Below are 17318 nucleotides of genomic sequence, written 5' to 3'. Positions count from 1 at the left end.
AAATTGATCAAACAGGATATTACAGGACTCATGACTGACTCTCAAACTGGTCGGATGTTGCTTTCCCATAACTTTGAACTATCAGACGATAGTTTTCCTGAACTAAACCGGGAAGAATTTACTCAGGTATTTGCTGAAGGATTAAGTAACTATCCATCCTTAAAGTGTCGTAAGTTAGATCATCCCCATTGGATGGTTGAAATTTTATTCCCTACTCAAGAGCTTACCCCACCTCAAGTTGGAGAATTGTGCGCTCAAGCTCTAGACGAGAAGCGGATTAGTCAAAAAAAGGGGGATTTTATGCCAGATATCTTAATATTGGGAGGCTTAAAGAAAACTCCACCCTTAAGTAATGCTCCTGATACTCTCCAAACCGGAGAATGGGGAGTTGATGTTGTAGAAACTACCTCAGCAGCTCAATTTTTAACAGCCCTAGGATGGGATGAAAAAACAGCTGGTAAAACCATCGACAATGTTTTCAAGATTGAAAAAATAAATAATACTGCATCCTAAAGTTACAGCAGTTTTAAATTGGGTGAGGTACAAATTATTTGCTTTTAGGGAGCAGGGAGCAGGATGAAATAGTTTGGAGGATTTTTGGTGTTATTGAAAATCCGCAAGGTAAGATTGTTAATGATATATTTATGTTAATGATATATTTATATAGCAATTATCTGTCTTGATGCAGTCGCTCATGGGGGAAACCCCCAAGACCGCGCTGCATCGCTATGCCATGAGGTACAAAGGGATCCCCCGTTGGTCCCCCTTATCAAGGGGGACTTTGAGGTTGAAAAGCGTACCTCATAAATCCTAGAAACGCTATCAATGCTATTGACACTTAATAAAAATATCCCCATCTCCCCACACTCCCGACTCCCGACTCCCGACTCCCGACTCCCGACTCCCGACTCCCGACTCCCGACTCCCGACTCCCGACTCCCGACTCCCGACTCCAGACTCCCTGTTCCCTGTTCCCTGTTCCCTTTTATTTATTATGAATTGGCTGATTGAGCCCCTTGGTTTTGAATTTATGCGGNTCTATGGCGCGCGCTCTTGCAGTTCCAGTTGCTTCTCCATCTCCCCATCTCCCCACCTCCCCACCTCCCCATCTCCCCATCTCCCCATCTCCCCATCTCCCCATCTCCCCATCTCCCCATCTCCCCATCTCCCCATCTCCCCATCTCCCCGCGCCCACTCCTGTGATTCCCTCAAAGAGTATAACTAATTGTTGCTACTACTACCCAATCGTGATCGTGAGTTTCCCCTAAGGCATAGTGAACTGTACACCATTCTCCAGACAGATTGAAGTTAAGATGGTAAGTTTTGGAATTAAGCAGTTGAGTGGCAAACAAGTTTCTCAAGTCTAACTCGAACTTGCATTCTGTTTGGATTTCCTCTAATCCTGCTCTTTCTTCTGACAATTCTTCTTGAACCTCTTGGTATTGTTCCGTTGATAAGTCTCCTTCTTCCTCTAACTTTACTAGTTCTTGTTCTAGCTGTGCTATTGTTTCCTGATACTCTTCTATCTCCGTGCCGTAATCATCTCGAACTCTAATAAATTCATTGATTTCGCTAATCTCTAAAAATCCCGTAGTATCCAATAATTTTTGCATAACTTCGTTGCGACTAGTGGTGATCACTACCTCGAAACCTCCCAAACTTAATTCTTCCTCTGCTTGGGCTTGGTGAGTAATTTGATTGGTGATAGATTGGATTTGCTCAACCAGTGCAGCGGTATTGTCTTGGAGAGATTCTAGATCCGGAATCATAAATTGTGGTGATGAGTTGCACCGCCAACTTTGTTTGATACCTAATCCAATCCACTCTCCTGCTGTTGATGAACCAATTAGCATGGGAATTCCTAAGGAGCCAAAGACACTTTGTTGAAGGGGAAATCCCTCTTCCAATTCTTCTGGTAGTGTAGGAAGGCGATAGCCATAGATAGTTAACTCTGACAAGTTAGCTTGCAGCAGTGCGATCAGATTTTGGTAATGGTCGCTCACAGCTTGAGATTGGGTTGCGCGAATCTGACTGAGAAACTCTTCAGGAGCAAAGGGCATAAGACCGGTGTTATCCACTAGAAAGCGTTCCACTGAAAAGGGACCTTTATCTTCTACTTCCCAAGGGATAATTATATAAGGAGCGTCACCAACTAGGCTGTAGTATTCATCTTTGGTTAGTTCTTCAAGGGTAGTAACAATTTGCTCAGTTTGGGGTTTCATAATTAAGGAATTTTAATGTAGGGTGTTAGTAAGCATTCAGCCGTCAGCTGTCAGCCGTCAGCTATAGCATTTTTAGTTGAGAGGTGAAACTATAATTAATGGTCAAAGGGAATAGGGAATAGGGAATAGGGAATAGGGAATAGGGAACAGGGAACAGGGAAAAGACAAAAAATCGGTGTGTACTTCATTAATAGGAAAACGGCTGTATGATAAATCAGCATTTGCTTTCATGAGATAATTTTAAATTATAGCGTTTCTCGCAGTTATGAGGTACAGTATTCTTTGACGTTGATTCCCTGTGTTGATGCAGGACATCCCTATTCCCTATTCCCTATTCTCTCTTCCCTGTTCCCTGTTCCCTGTTCCCTGTTCCCTAAAATCCAGAAATTTTTTCCTCATAACTATGATAATTGCTATATATCTTAGCAAAAGCTTGATATAATTGATCATACTTATGAGGTAGATTTAATTTTATTACTACCTAATCCCTACTCCCTAAAATACCAAGGGTGAACTACATCCTTACTGACAAATGCCACGAATTATAATGTATTTTATCTGAACTAGTCATGAGTTTTAATGCAGCAAATTATTATGGTCAAGATTTGAACGAATCTACCGCAGGACGTTCCAAGATTATTTCCAGTCGTTTTACGGATGTGGAACAGTTGACTGAGTTCTTGACCTATAGCCAAATGCAAATAATGCAGCTTTCTTGCGGTTCGTTCCAAAGTGAGTTTTTGGGTCTCCAGATTGGTGATTTATATTTCACACGTATTACCGCCAATCAATCGGTTCAAGCAATAGGTCCGAAACAGCAGGGATATTTAACTTTTTCGTTGGTTTGGGCCGCCAGTTGAATTAAACAGCTAGCCATTAGAGATAGGATGTCGAAGTTTGCTATTACTTCGGCATCCTATCGTACAAAAAAGGGTAATAACTTGATATGGTAAACAAGGCACAGATCAGGTATATTTAATGAATTGGAACCGTATTTGGAAAATAGGGGTAGCAGTTGCGATCGCCCTAGTTTTGGCCATCGTTGCGTACCTGGTGATAGCACAACAGAATCGACCCATCCCGGATATAGGCTCTACAGGCACCAGTAACCCGGAGCCAGAGGTTGTTGACTCAGATACAGAGCCTTTTACTCTACAACTGCTCCATGCTTCAGATTTTGAGGCTGGACTGGCCGCATTGGAAGATGCTCCTCGGTTTTCCGCCGTCCTGAATGCCCTCAAGGAGGACTACCCCAATACTCTTGTCCTCTCCTCTGGAGATAACTACATTCCCAGTCCGTTCCTGTTTGCTGGCAGCGACCCTAGGTTGAACGACACCCCTGTGGGAGAAGCTAGTATTGGTCATGCCAATATCGAAATCCACAATCAACTCGGTATCCAAGCTTCGACCTTTGGGAATCATGATTTCGATCTGGGCAGCAAGGAAGTGCGGGATATAATTCAACCAGATGGAGCTTACCGTGGGGCGCTGTTTCCCTATCTCAGTGCAAACCTGGATTTTAGCACAGACCCTAACCTATCAAGCCTGATCAGTGCAAACGGTCAAGAAGTCAGCACCATTCCGGCAGGACAAGTTGCGGGGACTGCAGTGATTACCGTCAATGGTGAGCCAATTGGTATTGTCGGAGCAAGCACACCCCTTCTGCCTACCATCTCTTCCTCTGATGGAGTCACGGTGTTCCCGGAAAATCCCACAGACTATGACGCCCTGGCTGCTAAAATCCAAACTGCGGTGGATGAATTGACGGCTACGGGCATCAACAAGATTATTCTCCTGGCTCATATGCAACAGTTGACCATTGAGCGGGATGAGTTAGCCCCTCGTCTGCGGGATGTAGATATAATCGTGGCAGGAGGGTCTCACACCTTGCTGTCTGATGCCACCGATCATCTGCGGCTGGGAGATACCAGTGGCGGTCCTTATCCCATTCTCAAAACTAATAGAGATGGAAATGCGATCGCTGTTGTGAACACAGATGCCACCTATAAGTATGTGGGTCGTCTGGTGGTGGACTTTGATGCAAACGGTATCCTGATTGCCAGCAGTATTGACCCCAACATTAGTGGAGCCTACGCCACAGATGATCAAGGAGTTGCAGCGGTAGGAGGGACCCCAGATCCAGAGGTTGTAGAAATTACCAATACCCTGGATGAAGTGATCAGTACTCAGGATAGCAATATTTTTGGCAATACCAAAGTTTTCCTGCGGGGCGATCGCGCTTTTGTCCGTACCGAAGAAACCAACCTGGGTAACCTAACCGCTGATGCTAACCTGACCTATGCCAAGACTGTCGATGATACAACCGTGTTTTCCTTCAAAAATGGAGGTGGCATCCGTTCCAACATCGGGGTAATTAGCGCTGCTAACGGTGGCATCGACCCCAATGACTTTGAACTGTTGCCCCCAGCAGCCAATCCTGCGGTGGGCAAGGAAGAAGGGGAAGTTTCCCAACTCGACATTACAAACTCCCTCCGTTTTAACAATGGACTTACCCTGTTTACTGTCACGGCAGATCAATTGTTGCAAACCATCGAGGATGCGGTAGCAGCAACAGCTCCAGGTGTGACTCCCGGCCAGTTTCCCCAAGTCGGTCGGCTTAAATTTAGCTTTGATAGCACTCGTCCTGCCAATGATCGGGTTCTGTCTTTGGTTGTCCTGGACGATCAAGACCAAGTTATCGATGTAGTGGCTCAGAATGGTGAATTAGTGGGGGATCCCAGCCGCACGTTTCGTGGTGTTACCATTAGCTACGTGGCTGATGGCGCTCCCTTATCCACCTTCTTGAGTGCCAATCCAGCTTTGTTCAATCGGGTCGATTTCTGGGGTGAGCCGGATAGCAATGGCGATGGGGTTTTAGATCCTGACGAAGACCTCAACAAAAACGGCATCCGAGATGGTGCGATCCCTGAACCTTTCCAGGGTTTTGCCAATTTTGCCTCCTTTGGTTCCGAGCAGGATGCCCTAGCCGAATACCTCCATGAATTCTTCCCCACCGCAGCTAATGCCTTTAATCAGCCTGATACTGACCCGGCATTGGACGAGCGAATTCAAAATCTGGCTTTCCGGGAAGATACAGTAATTCCCGAATAACCAAGCATTGCTAAATCAAGGGATGAAATGATTGGGGTGGGCATCCTGCCCGCCCGAAAATGAAACCCATCAATTAAGCCCACAATTACTGATGGCTAGGTAGCTGATTCTGTCGGCTTCCTAGCTATTTTTGTTGTCACCCCGTGAGTTGAACTTCTGACTTCTAACTTCTGACTTGGGCATAGCGCTATACCAGGTTTTGAGACAATTGATCGCGATGCTTAACAAAACGAATCATAGATAAAACTAATCATTATCCCCTCAAAGACTATTTTATTAGTATGGTTAGTAAAGTTGGAATTTTTGAATGTTCAGGGGAACCGTTTATGTTTAAGGTGAAACAAAAATGACTATTTAGTTGAATAGCTAGGGATTAGAGATAGGAGGTGGTTGTTTGGTATTCCTTTGGGATCTAGTAGCACAAAAAAGGGCAATTAATTGATTCGGTAAACAACCGAAATATTAAGTTTTATCAATCAGTTTGAACGGAATTTAAAGAATGCTGTTCACAGTTGCGTTCCCGTAGCGTGGCCAACGGCCAATCGTGGTCATGTTTGTTATGGGTGAAAGCTATATTGTCAAGTTAAGTTAAATCTAAAATCTTTCCTAAAAAAATATACTTTCACTGATAATTCTTGGTAATAGTTATAAAGAATCTGCAAATAACAATTTATTTTTGGAATCTTAACATAAATTTACTTATGCAGATTCGGGAGCAGGTCAAAATTGTAGAACATATGAACTATGTACTATTAGAGCGTGCTAAAACACATCAGGGAGCTATAGCTTTAGTACAAATGCTCTGCATAAGTGACATGCTCCGTGCAGATTCCAGCTATCAATTTTTACGGTGTTGCTGATTCTGGTTATGATTGAGCCCCCCAATACTGCGGCAGGGCTGTTTCAAAATGCCAGAAATTAACGATTAGAGGAGATAGCGGGATAGGCAAATAAACCAAAATTTGCTGATTTTTAAGCAAATTTAATCATGAAAATTTGACAAATTAGTCGAGTTCAATCAACTGAAATGACTAACAATTCGTTAATTGACCTAAGGGGATGCTTAGATCAATTTGGCCAAAATAACGACTATTCGTCCAAAATTATCCCCATCTCCCCATCTCCCCATCTATTTCAATCTATTTTCAACAAGTAACAAACATGAAGAAACTTTCCATTGATTTAACCCCCGATTATTCCGGTAAAGCACTGAGCAACTTGAAGAAAAGCATCGGTAAGTTGTTAGGTTACCGTAGCATTCCTGAACTGGCAAGCAAAAAGCGGATTGTTTCCCAAACCCTCCAAGACTTGCTCGGTGGGGAAAATGAAACCGAGCGAGAAGTGGCGGCTTGGTTTATTGGTCCACGGGGGGAAAACGTCGATCTGTTTTCCGAGTTAATTTTACTGGCGGTCAACGACCACGTGTTTTGGCGACGCAACTTCCACCCCAGCGACCCCTCCCCCATCACCGAAACCATGAAGCAGGAGCCGGGTTATGTCCAGGCTGTGGATACTATTAAAACCGAGTTATATAGTATGCTGGCGGAACTGAAAAAATCTGCTCCCTTTTTCAGTATGCGCTATCAGGGGCATATGAACTGGGATCAGACCCTGCCCGGTATGGTGGGCTATGTCGCCGCCATGCTCTACAACCAAAACAACGTGGCCTTGGAAGCCTCCCCCATCACCACTCTATTTGAAGTGGAAGCGATGCGGGACTTGTGCCGGATGTTCGGCTATGGTGCTACCAACCCTCAATCCTGGGGACATCTCACCTGTGGCGGCTCCACTGCCAATATTGAATCGATTTGGGCTGCCCGTAACCTCAAATTCTATCCCCTTTCCTTCAAAGAAGCCCTGAACGATTTAGACCCGAAACTAGCAGACAAGTTTAAAGTTAACTTGCCCTCTGGTAAGTCTAAGAAAATTCACAAGTTAGACACTTGGGATTTGTTGAACTTGTCTGTAGATGAAGTGTTGAATCTCTCTAACCGCTTGATCGAAGAATATAACGTCGATCCAGTCGCTTTCAATGATGCCCTTTCTCCCTATTCCCTTCAAAACATGGGCTTTTTGGACTTTGCCCAGAAGTTTTTAGTCGGAACCGGTGTAGGAGATCCAGTAGTTATCGTCCCCGCTTCTAAACACTACTCTTTACCCAAAGGGGCTGCCATTCTGGGGCTGGGAGCCAATAATATGCACACCCTTCCCCTAGATGTCTATGGTCGCATGGATGTGGCTGAATTGGAAGAGGCGATTGATGAGTACATTGCCAGCAAGCATCCCATTATCTCTGTGGTCTCTATCTTTGGAACTACCGAGGAGGGTAATGTCGATCCCCTGGCAGATGTTGTCAAATTGCGCGATCAAAAATATCGTCCAGCGAATGTAGACTTTGCGCTTCATGCTGACTGTGCCTGGGGTGGCTACTTTGCTTCTCTGTTGTGGGATAATTTAGATGATCCTGAGGATAAACCCCTGCCCCCGTTGCCCCTGAGCGACTATGTGATTGAGCAATATCAACACCTCAAGCACACCGATACCATCACTGTTGATCCTCACAAAACCGGATACCTCCCCTATCCGGCGGGGGGCTTGTGTTATCGTAACATGGCGATGCGGAGTTTGATTGCCTTTGAAGCCCCCTACATCAACTCTGGCGGCGCAACCACAGAAGAAGAGTTGGTGCTGGGGACTTATGGCATTGAAGGATCTAAACCGGGTGCAGCAGCGGCAGGGGTTTATCTCAGTCATGCAGCCATCCGTCCTACTCGCCAAGGCTACGGCAAAATTCTGGGTCGCACCCTCTACAACTGCAAAGTCTTCCATTGGAAGTTGTTGGAGTACAGTGAAAAGGAAACCGATTTTGTAGTTGTTCCTACGCCTAAGATTGAGCTTGAGCGTATACCATTACTGAAAAAATTGTCTGGCAAAACCCCTCAATCTATCATCAACGATCCCACTGGTGATGATTTCGATGCCTTGCGGCAAGTCGGCTCTGACTTGAACATTCTGACTTATGCCTTTAACTACAAAGTAAACGGCGTACTCAACGACAATCTGGATCAGGTCAATCAGTTCAACGAGAAAATCTACGATCGCATGAGCATCAAAACCGATGGTCGTGACATTTACAACTATGAGATTATTGTCAGTACCACCGATTTCCTAAAATACAGCTACGGGGATGTATTTTTCAACGACTACAAGGAACGCTTGTTAGGGTTACCCCAGGGGACTGGTAATAATGATCACGACAAGGAGATTTCCGTTTTGCGATCGGTGATCATGGACCCGTGGATCACGGAAGATGTGGATGGTAAACCCTTTGTTGATTATATCGTAGCCAAACTCTTTGATATTGTTCGGGAAGTGGTTGCTGAAATGCAGAGTTAGGGAAGTGGTTGCTGAAATATAGGCAAATCCAGGCTGCTGATTCACTGCAATTCACTTCAATTCTACTGGACTGACACAGCTAAAATGGTGGTTTAGTAAAATCCCTTAATCCCTTGTCAATTAAGGTTTTTAGCAAAAATCAATTCTACTACTTTAACTGTGTCAGTCTACTACTCATTATAATGGTTCCCCTTTGTTATGAAAAAATTAGAAAAGTACCGATTAATAATTCGCCAACTATTAACTAATCATGCCACATTAGAAGCGAATAATTCAGATTCAGAGATTGAGGGTCAACTTATTTTTGACACAGAACATGACCATTATCAACTTCTAGATATCGGCTGGGATGGACTCAAACGAGTTTATAACTGTTTCATCCATTTAGATATCAAAGATGGTAGAATTTGGATTCAGCGAAATATGACAGAAGCTGATTTGGCACAAGATTTGGTGGAAATGGGTATACCAAAAGACGATATTATTCTCGGTTTACATCCCAGTTATAAACGTCCTTACACAGGCTATGGAGTGGCTTAGTGATATTCAGCTTATGGGCTATGGGCACGGTACTTGAGGTGCCATTGGTCTTTGGGCAACGCCTGATAGCTGAACGGATCGCTGACCGCTAAATGCCTACGTACTAATAGCTTTTCTGACTCAACAATGAAGACTCCTTGGTTAAAATCACTTCTCTTCAAACTTTTCCTCAGTTTCCTGACAGTATGCCTAGTCCTTTGCACTGCCACACAAGTCAAGGCATCTCCCACCGTAAATAGCTGCCCTGAAGGTATGACCTTAATCCCTGGCGGTACTTTCAAGATGGGTTCCGACGTTTACTATCCTTCCGAGCGCTCTGCCGAAGATGTTACCGTTGAGAGCTTCTGCATCGATAAATACGAAGTCACTAATGCCGAATTTGCCAAATTTGTCAAGGAAACTGGTTATATTACAGTAGCAGAGCGTCCCCTCTCCTCCGAACAGTTTCCGGACTTAACAGAGGAGCAACGGGCACCTTCCTAGTCTTTCAGATGCCGGACAATGGGGTTAGACCAGTGGGTTACCTGAGCTGGTGGAAGTGGACTCCTGGGGCTGACTGGCGACATCCCTTTGGTCCAAAGAGCGACATTAAGGGTAAAAAGAACTATCCCGTCGTCCATGTTGCCTATGAAGACGTTCAAGCCTATGCTAAGTGGGCAGGGAAGTCAGTACCCACAGAAGCCCAATGGGAATATGCTGCTCACGGTGGAATGGATGATGCCACCTACAGCTGGGGTGAGCAATACTCGGCCCAGAAGGCGAATACCTGGCAAGGATTCTTCCCCTTTTTCAACACCAAAGCTGATGGTCACACCGGCACTGCACCTGTAGGTTCTTTTGAACCAAATGGTTATGGTTTGTATGACATAACTGGTAATGTCTGGGAGTGGACTTCAGATTGGTATAGCATCGGTCACAATGGCAAAGCCCACAGCCTTAATCCTACAGGACCTAATCAAAAAGAAAGCTTCGACCCGAGAGAACCGGGTGTTGCTAAACATGTAATTAAAGGCGGGTCTTACCTGTGTGCTCCTAATTATTGTAGTCGCTATCGTCCTGCTGCTCGGGAGTCTCAATCACCGGATACAGGAACGACTCACATTGGATTTAGGTTAGTTAAGCCTGATAATTTTTCCTAAATCTGAAAAAATTATATAGCATTTATTCAAAGTCCCCCTTTTTAAGGGGGATTTAGGGGGATCCCTTTGTACCTCATGGGAAAGACAATTGCTATAGAATTGATTATTTGCTTGGTTACTCTCCTGATTGAAATGAGATAGAACATTATTGGTTTCCGATTAAAAACCAACGGAGAAAGTCACGTGGTACGATTGAAGATTTACGAGAGGGAGTAGACATGGCTGTTCCGCTAACCTCCTAATCTATAATTCGACTGCTATAACCCTGTTCTAGGAAACATTTTTGTGTCTTGGAACAGGGTTAACTAATGGGAAAAGATTATATTGACAAGATTGGTTTAGTCGGTAAAAATAGCCTTGTTTGCCTTGAAGCGGAACAGCAATTACAGGCGAAAAGCCTTAATCATGAAAAAAAGAACGTTCTTAGTTTTCCTGTCAATTCTATTATCAGTGTTTTGCCTAGCAGGCTTTGTCGGATGTCCCCCTGCTGCTGCAGATTATGACCCCTTACTCTCTTGGAATCAGGGTGCGGCTAAGCAAGGGATTGTTAACTTTGTGCAACAGGTTACCAATCCCAACAGTGATAACTACGTTCGTCCTAGCGATCGCATCGCCACGTTTGATAATGATGGAACCCTGTGGACTGAAAAACCCACAACTATTCAGCGGTTATTTATCCTAGAACAGCTAGGTAATCCATTGCCAGATTTCAAAGAACTTGCTTCTTTAAGTCAAAAGGATGTAATCCTAGACGATCTTCAACTCCAGGGAATGACAACAGAAGACTATCAACAGAAGGCTAGGGAATTTTTGGATAACTCAAAGCATCCAGACTTTGGAGTTCCATACATAAAGGTGACTTACCAGCCCATGGTTGAACTGGTCAACTATCTCAGGAGTAATGATTTCAAGGTCTATATTTGCTCTGGGGGGGGGATTGATTTCATTCGCTCCTATGCCGAAGATGCCTACGGTATTCCCCCTGAAAACATCATTGGTAGTAGCATCCAAACCGAGTTTATCACCAAAGACGATGGATCCCATGTCTTGGTTCGGAAGCCAGAACTGGTGCAACCCATTAATACTAAAGGAGGTAAAGTAGTGGGGATTGAGCGCTACATTGGTAAAAAACCAATTATCACAGTTGGTAATTCCGATGGTGATTTAGAAATGCTTCAGTACACTGACGAGCAAGACGGTCCAGCTTTGATGATGCTGGTTCACCACGATGATCCCCGGGAATATGTATACGATACAGGTGCCGAGAATGCTCTTCGGGAGGCCGAAGCTCGTGGTTGGACAGTTATCAGTATGAAAGAGGATTTCGTAACAGTGTTTGGAAACGAAATTGATATAGCAAAGGGAACAGGGAACAGGGAACAGGGAACAGGGAGTAGGAAGTAGGGAGTAGGGAATATGGCATCAAAATTCTCTCAATTCCTACACGGATTGCTATAAATCCCAGAAAGAATTTCAATCCGAGAACCTATCTGGATATGAAACAGAAGCTAAATACGAACGATTAATCTGCTCAGTAGTTTCTGATCCGTATCCTAGACCGTGACAGTAAATGCCAAGCCCTAGGATCCATGGCTTCACTCCGTAATTGCTAATTTCAGGCTTTGGCAAAAGTCTCCAATGGCTGACAAGCCTTCTGATGGAGTGCCATCTGCCAAACGCTTTACTATAGCGCTACCCACAATCACTGCATCTGCACCCCAATCTTTGACCTGCTTAGCTTGTTCTGGCTGGGAGATACCAAAGCCAACCCCGATTGGCTTATCGGTCAGACCACGCATCTGATTGAGTAAGTCTTTTACCCGTGATTCCAGCTGAGTTCTCATCCCGGTGACACCGGTAACACTGACTAGGTAAATAAAGCCCTGAGACTGTTTAGCGATCGCTTCAATCCGTTCTGTTGGTGTAGTTGGTGCCACTAACAATATCACTTCAATCCCAAGCTCTGCTGCAGGTTTGAGCAATATTTGAGCTTCTTCCAGGGGTAAGTCAGGCACCACTAAGCCTTTCGCCCCCACTTCAGCAATCTGCTCTAAAAAGGAATTAATCCCTCGGTTGAGAATGGGATTGTAGTAGGTAAATAGGACAATTGGCGCTTGTAACTCTGGGCTAACGTCCTTTACCATTGCCAGAACATCATCCAACTGCACACCTTTTTGTAATGCTCTAGTAGCTGCAGCATGGATAGTTGGACCATCGGCCAAGGGGTCAGAATAGGGTACTCCCAGTTCAATGATGTCAGCACCGGATTGGTCGAGTACCCGCAAGGCTTTGGCTGTGGTTTCTAAATCGGGATCCCCAGCGGTGATAAAAGGAATCAGAGCACACTGGGAGTTAGATCTCAGGGATCCGAAGCAATCGGAAATTTTTGTCATTGGTCATTCGTCATCTAGTTTTGCCCCTGCCCCTCCTGCTTAAGGGGGGATATGGAGGAATCGCCCTCTGCCTTGGTCAAACGCTTTTCCTGTTCCACCTCTGCTTGGAGTTGGGCAAGTTCTTCTGGTGTCATTTCTTCGAGTCGCTTTTGCAGGACAGCATCTTTATAGTCTTTCACCTGCTGGTTATAGGTCATGGTTTGGGTGAAGGCTCGAAACAGGTAGGTTAGCACCCACCCAACTAACCCCCCAACCAAGAGGACTTGACTCCAAATCCCGGCTTGGATTTGATCGTACCCAGCGAGCTGAAAGATCAAGTAGGCTATGCCGCCAGTAGCAAAGATACCAAGGGCAATTCCAATCGCGTCAATTCGTCGCATGAATTACTAATGATCGCTTAAGTGACTGACTTACCCTTGTGGCTGACGCCGCTTGGGGCGGAGGTTTAAGATTGGACTGAAGAGTAATAGACCGGGAAAGAATAAGAAGACCAGGAAGTACATGAAGCCTCGCTCGAAGGAGCTAGCAACGTACCACCGTTTCTGTAGGTAGAGATATATGGCGAGAGGGAATACCAATAAGTAGGCTCCTGCCAAAGACAGGTATAGTATCGCAGTAATCATAAAATTTTGGTTTAAGACACAGAAGACAAAAATGCGATCGCGTAGCGTGACATGCAGGTCAATCGCTCAACCCTACTATATTACCTTAGGTCGAACATGCTGCCCTGTGTTCCCCCAGAGCCAGACTTTGCCCCCTCTTAAAAATTTCAAAAATTTCAACAGTATACTTGCATAGTAGCCCCAGTTCATGGTTAAATAGAAAACAGTGAAATCACAGTGGTTGATGGGTAAACGCAAACCCACCGCTATGTGATATCAACCAGGGGGCGTGGCGGAATGGTAGACGCTACGGACTTAAGGAAATTGAGCACTGATAGAGAAATCTGTCATGTGAATGCTCTCAAATTCAGGGAAACCTAAGTCTGGTCACAGATAAGGCAATCCTGAGCCAAGCCGGGAAAACCTCTCGGAAGGTGCAGAGACTCGACGGGAGCTACCCTAACGTCAAGCCGAGGGTAAAGGGAGAGTCCAATTCTCAAGAGCCAGCTATGGCAGTAGCGAAAGCTACGGGAGAATGAAAATCCGTTGACCTTAAACGGTCGTGTGGGTTCAAGTCCCACCGCCCCCATATTTACTTACGACAGAGATATTTTCAGAGCAGGGAAACAGGGTTTGGTGATTAATTAGATGAATCAGCCGAACTAGAGGAAATTAATGATTAACCCAGCAGCGGACTATGATTCCCCCTGGAAAGACACCCTGGAATGGTACTTTGAGCCCTTCATTGCCCTGTGCTTTGCCCACATTCATAGTCAAATCAATTGGTCTCGTCCAAGTGAATTCCTCGACAAAGAACTGCAAAAGGTGGTGCGAGACGCGGAAGTAGGACGTCGATGGGCAGACAAACTGGTTAAGGTCTGGCTCAACAATGGTCAAGAAACTTGGATTCTAATTCATGTGGAAGTCCAAGGGAAAAAACAGACGGAGTTTGCTAAACGGATGTACACCTACCACCATCGGATTAGCGGACGCTACAATCGACCGGTTGCTAGTTTAGCAGTCTTGAGTGATGCTAACCCCCAGTGGCGACCAACCCAATACAGTAGCGAAATCTTCGGCTGTAAAATCCAGTTCAATTTTTTGATGGTGAAACTGTTAGACTACAAACAGCAGTGGCCAGAATTAGAACAAAGTGCCAATCCCTTTGCCACGGTGATCATGGCTCACCTGAAAGCAGTTGATACTCGCAGTGATGGCCAGCAACGGAAAATCTGGAAAATGGCTCTGACCAGACGATTGTACCAGCAAGGGTATCAGCGACAAGACATCCTAAACTTATATCACTTCATTGACTGGGTAATGCACTTACCTGAAGCACTAGAAGAAGCATTTAGTGAAGAACTTAACCACTACGAACAGGAGCTCAACATGAAGTATGTCACGAGTATCGAAAGGTTGGGAATTAAGCAAGGTCGTCAGGAAGGTATTTTAGAAGGTCGTCAGGAAGAAGCTGAGCGACTGCTACTACGATTGCTTCACAGGCGCTTTGGAGAGTTATCCCCTGAGATTCAAGCTCGTGTGAAGGGGTTGAGTGTCGAAAAGTTAGAACAGTTAATGGATGTGGCCATTGATGTAGAATCTGTTGAGCAATTAGTAGACCATTTGCCAGCACCCGAAGCCGCTAATTAAAACGCTGATTAAAACCAGGACTGATATGTCCTGTATCTATTCTGAAGGGTTAATCACAATTAATCCTTCACTATTTGATGACCAGGGAAACAGGGTTTGGTGATTAATTAGATGAATCAGCCGAACTAGAGGAAATTAATGATTAACCCAGCAGCGGACTATGATTCCCCCTGGAAAGACACCCTGGAATGGTACTTTGAGCCCTTCATTGCCCTGTGCTTTGCCCACATTCATAGTCAAATCAATTGGTCTCGTCCAAGTGAATTCCTCGACAAAGAACTGCAAAAGGTGGTGCGAGACGCGGAAGTAGGACGTCGATGGGCAGACAAACTGGTTAAGGTCTGGCTCAACAATGGTCAAGAAACTTGGATTCTAATTCATGTGGAAGTCCAAGGGAAAAAACAGACGGAGTTTGCTAAACGGATGTACACCTACCACCATCGGATTAGCGGACGCTACAATCGACCGGTTGCTAGTTTAGCAGTCTTGAGTGATGCTAACCCCCAGTGGCGACCAACCCAATACAGTAGCGAAATCTTCGGCTGTAAAATCCAGTTCAATTTTTTGATGGTGAAACTGCTAGACTACAAACAGCAGTGGCCAGAATTAGAACAAAGTGCCAATCCCTTTGCCACGGTAATCATGGCTCACCTGAAAGCAGTTGATACTCGCAGTGATGGCCAGCAACGAAAAATTTGGAAAATGGCTCTGACCAGACGATTGTACGAGCAAGGGTATCAGCGACAAGACATTTTAAACTTATATCATTTCATTGACTGGGTAATGCATTTACCCTCAGCACTAGAACAAGCCTTTCGTGAAGAAGTTAACCAGTACGAACAGGAGGTCAACATGAAGTATGTCACGAGTATCGAAAGGTTGGGCATTAAGCAAGGTCGTCAAGAAGGTCGTCAGGAAGGTATTTTAGAAGGTCGTCAGGAAGGAGCTGAGCGACTGCTGCTACGATTGCTTCAAAGGCGCTTTGGAGACCTATCCCCTGAAATTCAAGCTCGTGTGAAAGGGTTGAGTGTCGAAAAGTTAGAACATTTAATGGATGTGGCCATTGATGTAGACTCTCTTGAGCAATTAGCAGACCATTTGCCAGCACCCGAAGCCGCTAATTAAAATAACTCCTGATAGAGAAGTACAAATTCTCTTGCCCAATACCTCACACCCCACACCCTATACCCTAGATTCTGTGTAACCATTGAGTATAGGGATGCTGAACTAAATTGGAATTGAAGTATCTCGGATCATCAGATACTTCAATTCCAATCCATTCTGGTAGTTCAATGTCCTGATTTTCATCAGTTAGTTCAACTTCTGCCAAAATTAATCCTTGATTATCCCCAGCAAACTCATCTACTTCCCAAATCAAGCCAGCGTGTTCAATTTTATAACGAGTTTTCTCAATTAGGGGGCCCTGACACAAAGTATCGAGCATTTCTTGAGCATCGGAGCCTGGGATAGGGTACTCATACTCTTTTCTAGAAAAACCCACCTTGGGACTTTTGATAGTAAGATATCCTTGATCTCCCACCAGGCGCACCCGGACAGTAGTGCGGTTGGTTGTACGAATGTAACCTTGGCGATAAACACTACCAGTGCCTAGTTTCCGCCACTCTTCGCCTTTAACTAAGAATTTGCGTTCAATTTCAGTTGCCATGGGTACAAAGTATAGTGTAAATAGCTATTATTAGTGATTGGTTAATTTAAAATTGACCATTATTCATTGACTATTGTTGATTGTGAATTTTAAAATCAGAGTAAATCCGAAGCATTCTGCTTATTGCTATAGTAATCAAAAACTTTATAATCTTGCCTATTTAGTTAGCGATCGCTTCATATGAAACTACCAGAGTTAATCCGGATTCATTTATTGTCCGACGAAATATAAAAATAATAGATCCAATTTTATAGAGTTACTCATATATCAACTCATCCGTGCGGCTCAGGTAAATAACTAATGTACATAAAATTATTAGGATAAACGTCGATGTACCAACAATCAAAAACCGAAAATAGTGGAGCAGCAGCATTAATTGATGAAATGAAAAAATTTGCCAAATTAGCTGAAGAGTTAGAAAAACAAACCAAAGAGTCTAGGGAACAAGGCTATTCAGGCAAAGGCCATAACATCTGGTGAACGAGTATAGTTAGGATAAAAGAAATATACTCACACTCTTATTGATTGGCTAAACTAATGTAGGGTAAACGAGTGTAGGGTGAACGGGTAAGTTAAAGATTTTCAGGTTTAGGAATTGG

The 17318-nt window shown here is 44.5% G+C and carries 22 protein-coding genes; 14 read left to right on the top strand and 8 right to left on the bottom strand.

The annotated features are described in order from the left end of the window. Positions 1-30: 30 nt before the first annotated feature. From F6K46_RS06630 to F6K46_RS06620, 3 genes are all read left to right on the top strand, one after another. Positions 31-513, top strand: a complete 483-nt coding sequence (locus F6K46_RS06630; RefSeq protein ID WP_293062262.1) for a DUF2656 domain-containing protein — start codon at positions 31-33, stop codon at positions 511-513. Between the two features lie 169 nt (positions 514-682). Then, entirely contained in the window at positions 683-814 is a 132-nt protein-coding gene (locus F6K46_RS06625; RefSeq protein ID WP_293062264.1) for a hypothetical protein, read from the top strand. Between the two features lie 11 nt (positions 815-825). Beyond that, entirely contained in the window at positions 826-1011 is a 186-nt protein-coding gene (locus tag F6K46_RS06620; RefSeq protein WP_293066951.1) for a hypothetical protein, read from the top strand. Positions 1012-1038: 27 nt separating this feature from the next. Here F6K46_RS06620 and F6K46_RS06615 read toward each other — a convergent pair whose 3' ends face one another. From F6K46_RS06615 to F6K46_RS06605, 3 genes are all read right to left on the bottom strand, one after another. Continuing rightward, positions 1039-1212: a hypothetical protein gene (locus F6K46_RS06615; protein WP_293116868.1), complete on the bottom strand. Its 174-nt coding sequence runs from the start codon at positions 1210-1212 to the stop codon at positions 1039-1041. After that, positions 1209-2222: a hypothetical protein gene (locus tag F6K46_RS06610; RefSeq protein ID WP_293051300.1), complete on the bottom strand. Its 1014-nt coding sequence runs from the start codon at positions 2220-2222 to the stop codon at positions 1209-1211. Before F6K46_RS06610 ends, F6K46_RS06615 begins: the two co-directional genes overlap by 4 nt. Before the next feature lie 102 nt (positions 2223-2324). Further along, positions 2325-2453, bottom strand: coding sequence for a hypothetical protein (locus F6K46_RS06605; RefSeq protein WP_293017504.1), 129 nt, complete (start codon positions 2451-2453; stop codon positions 2325-2327). 51 nt (positions 2454-2504) lie between these two features. Between F6K46_RS06605 and F6K46_RS06600 the strand changes: the two genes are divergently transcribed. From F6K46_RS06600 to F6K46_RS06580, 5 genes are all read left to right on the top strand, one after another. After that, positions 2505-2648, top strand: a complete 144-nt coding sequence (locus F6K46_RS06600) for a hypothetical protein (RefSeq protein WP_293017503.1) — start codon at positions 2505-2507, stop codon at positions 2646-2648. 143 nt (positions 2649-2791) lie between these two features. Beyond that, positions 2792-3082: a hypothetical protein gene (locus tag F6K46_RS06595; RefSeq protein ID WP_293051303.1), complete on the top strand. Its 291-nt coding sequence runs from the start codon at positions 2792-2794 to the stop codon at positions 3080-3082. A gap of 118 nt (positions 3083-3200) precedes the next feature. After that, positions 3201-5333, top strand: a complete 2133-nt coding sequence (locus F6K46_RS06590; protein WP_293051306.1) for a bifunctional metallophosphatase/5'-nucleotidase — start codon at positions 3201-3203, stop codon at positions 5331-5333. A 1161-nt stretch (positions 5334-6494) separates the two neighbouring features. Then, the gene (locus tag F6K46_RS06585; protein WP_293051309.1) at positions 6495-8729 is read left to right on the top strand and encodes a pyridoxal-dependent decarboxylase; all 2235 of its coding nucleotides are present in this window, start codon (positions 6495-6497) and stop codon (positions 8727-8729) included. 198 nt (positions 8730-8927) lie between these two features. Continuing rightward, a complete protein-coding gene (locus tag F6K46_RS06580; protein ID WP_293017500.1) occupies positions 8928-9269 on the top strand; it encodes a XisI protein in 342 nt (113 codons plus the stop codon). An 11-nt stretch (positions 9270-9280) separates the two neighbouring features. Here the strand turns inward: F6K46_RS06580 and F6K46_RS06575 are convergent, their stop codons facing one another. Next, entirely contained in the window at positions 9281-9550 is a 270-nt protein-coding gene (locus F6K46_RS06575) for a hypothetical protein (protein ID WP_293017499.1), read from the bottom strand. A 1-nt stretch (position 9551) separates the two neighbouring features. On the opposite strand from F6K46_RS06575, the gene F6K46_RS06570 reads away from it, so the two are divergent. The 3 genes from F6K46_RS06570 (at position 9552) to F6K46_RS06560 (ending at position 11812) form a co-directional block, all read left to right on the top strand. Beyond that, positions 9552-9752, top strand: coding sequence for an SUMF1/EgtB/PvdO family nonheme iron enzyme (locus F6K46_RS06570; RefSeq protein WP_269086982.1), 201 nt, complete (start codon positions 9552-9554; stop codon positions 9750-9752). Positions 9753-9760: 8 nt separating this feature from the next. Continuing rightward, on the top strand, positions 9761-10408 hold the full coding sequence (locus F6K46_RS06565; RefSeq protein WP_293036114.1) for an SUMF1/EgtB/PvdO family nonheme iron enzyme: 648 nt from the start codon (positions 9761-9763) through the stop codon (positions 10406-10408). A 405-nt stretch (positions 10409-10813) separates the two neighbouring features. Beyond that, complete coding sequence (locus F6K46_RS06560; RefSeq protein WP_293051312.1) at positions 10814-11812, top strand: haloacid dehalogenase-like hydrolase; 999 nt, start codon at positions 10814-10816, stop codon at positions 11810-11812. 191 nt (positions 11813-12003) lie between these two features. On the opposite strand, the gene trpA is transcribed toward F6K46_RS06560, so the two are convergent. The 3 genes from trpA to ndhL are packed head-to-tail and all read right to left on the bottom strand — an operon-like array spanning position 12004 to position 13457. Continuing rightward, the gene (gene trpA, locus F6K46_RS06555) at positions 12004-12801 is read right to left on the bottom strand and encodes a tryptophan synthase subunit alpha (protein ID WP_293051315.1); all 798 of its coding nucleotides are present in this window, start codon (positions 12799-12801) and stop codon (positions 12004-12006) included. A gap of 14 nt (positions 12802-12815) precedes the next feature. Then, positions 12816-13181, bottom strand: coding sequence for a DUF3007 family protein (locus F6K46_RS06550; RefSeq protein ID WP_293051318.1), 366 nt, complete (start codon positions 13179-13181; stop codon positions 12816-12818). A 30-nt stretch (positions 13182-13211) separates the two neighbouring features. Then, positions 13212-13457 carry an NAD(P)H-quinone oxidoreductase subunit L gene (ndhL, locus tag F6K46_RS06545; RefSeq protein WP_293051480.1) on the bottom strand — a complete coding sequence of 82 codons (246 nt, stop codon included), beginning with the start codon at positions 13455-13457 and terminating at the stop codon, positions 13212-13214. Positions 13458-14078: 621 nt separating this feature from the next. On the opposite strand from ndhL, the gene F6K46_RS06540 reads away from it, so the two are divergent. Further along, positions 14079-15053 carry a DUF4351 domain-containing protein gene (locus F6K46_RS06540; RefSeq protein WP_293116864.1) on the top strand — a complete coding sequence of 325 codons (975 nt, stop codon included), beginning with the start codon at positions 14079-14081 and terminating at the stop codon, positions 15051-15053. A gap of 138 nt (positions 15054-15191) precedes the next feature. Further along, entirely contained in the window at positions 15192-16178 is a 987-nt protein-coding gene (locus F6K46_RS06535; protein ID WP_293116860.1) for a DUF4351 domain-containing protein, read from the top strand. A 64-nt stretch (positions 16179-16242) separates the two neighbouring features. Here the strand turns inward: F6K46_RS06535 and F6K46_RS06530 are convergent, their stop codons facing one another. After that, positions 16243-16719: a CYTH domain-containing protein gene (locus tag F6K46_RS06530; RefSeq protein ID WP_293051327.1), complete on the bottom strand. Its 477-nt coding sequence runs from the start codon at positions 16717-16719 to the stop codon at positions 16243-16245. A gap of 330 nt (positions 16720-17049) precedes the next feature. On the opposite strand from F6K46_RS06530, the gene F6K46_RS06525 reads away from it, so the two are divergent. Beyond that, on the top strand, positions 17050-17199 hold the full coding sequence (locus tag F6K46_RS06525) for a hypothetical protein (RefSeq protein WP_293051330.1): 150 nt from the start codon (positions 17050-17052) through the stop codon (positions 17197-17199). The last annotated feature ends 119 nt before the right edge of the window (positions 17200-17318 follow it).

The sequence above is a fragment of the Moorena sp. SIO3E8 genome (genome assembly GCF_010692445.1).
GTDB classification, from domain to species: Bacteria; Cyanobacteriota; Cyanobacteriia; order Cyanobacteriales; family Coleofasciculaceae; genus Moorena; species Moorena bouillonii.
This window is presented reverse-complemented; position numbering and strand designations above follow the sequence as displayed.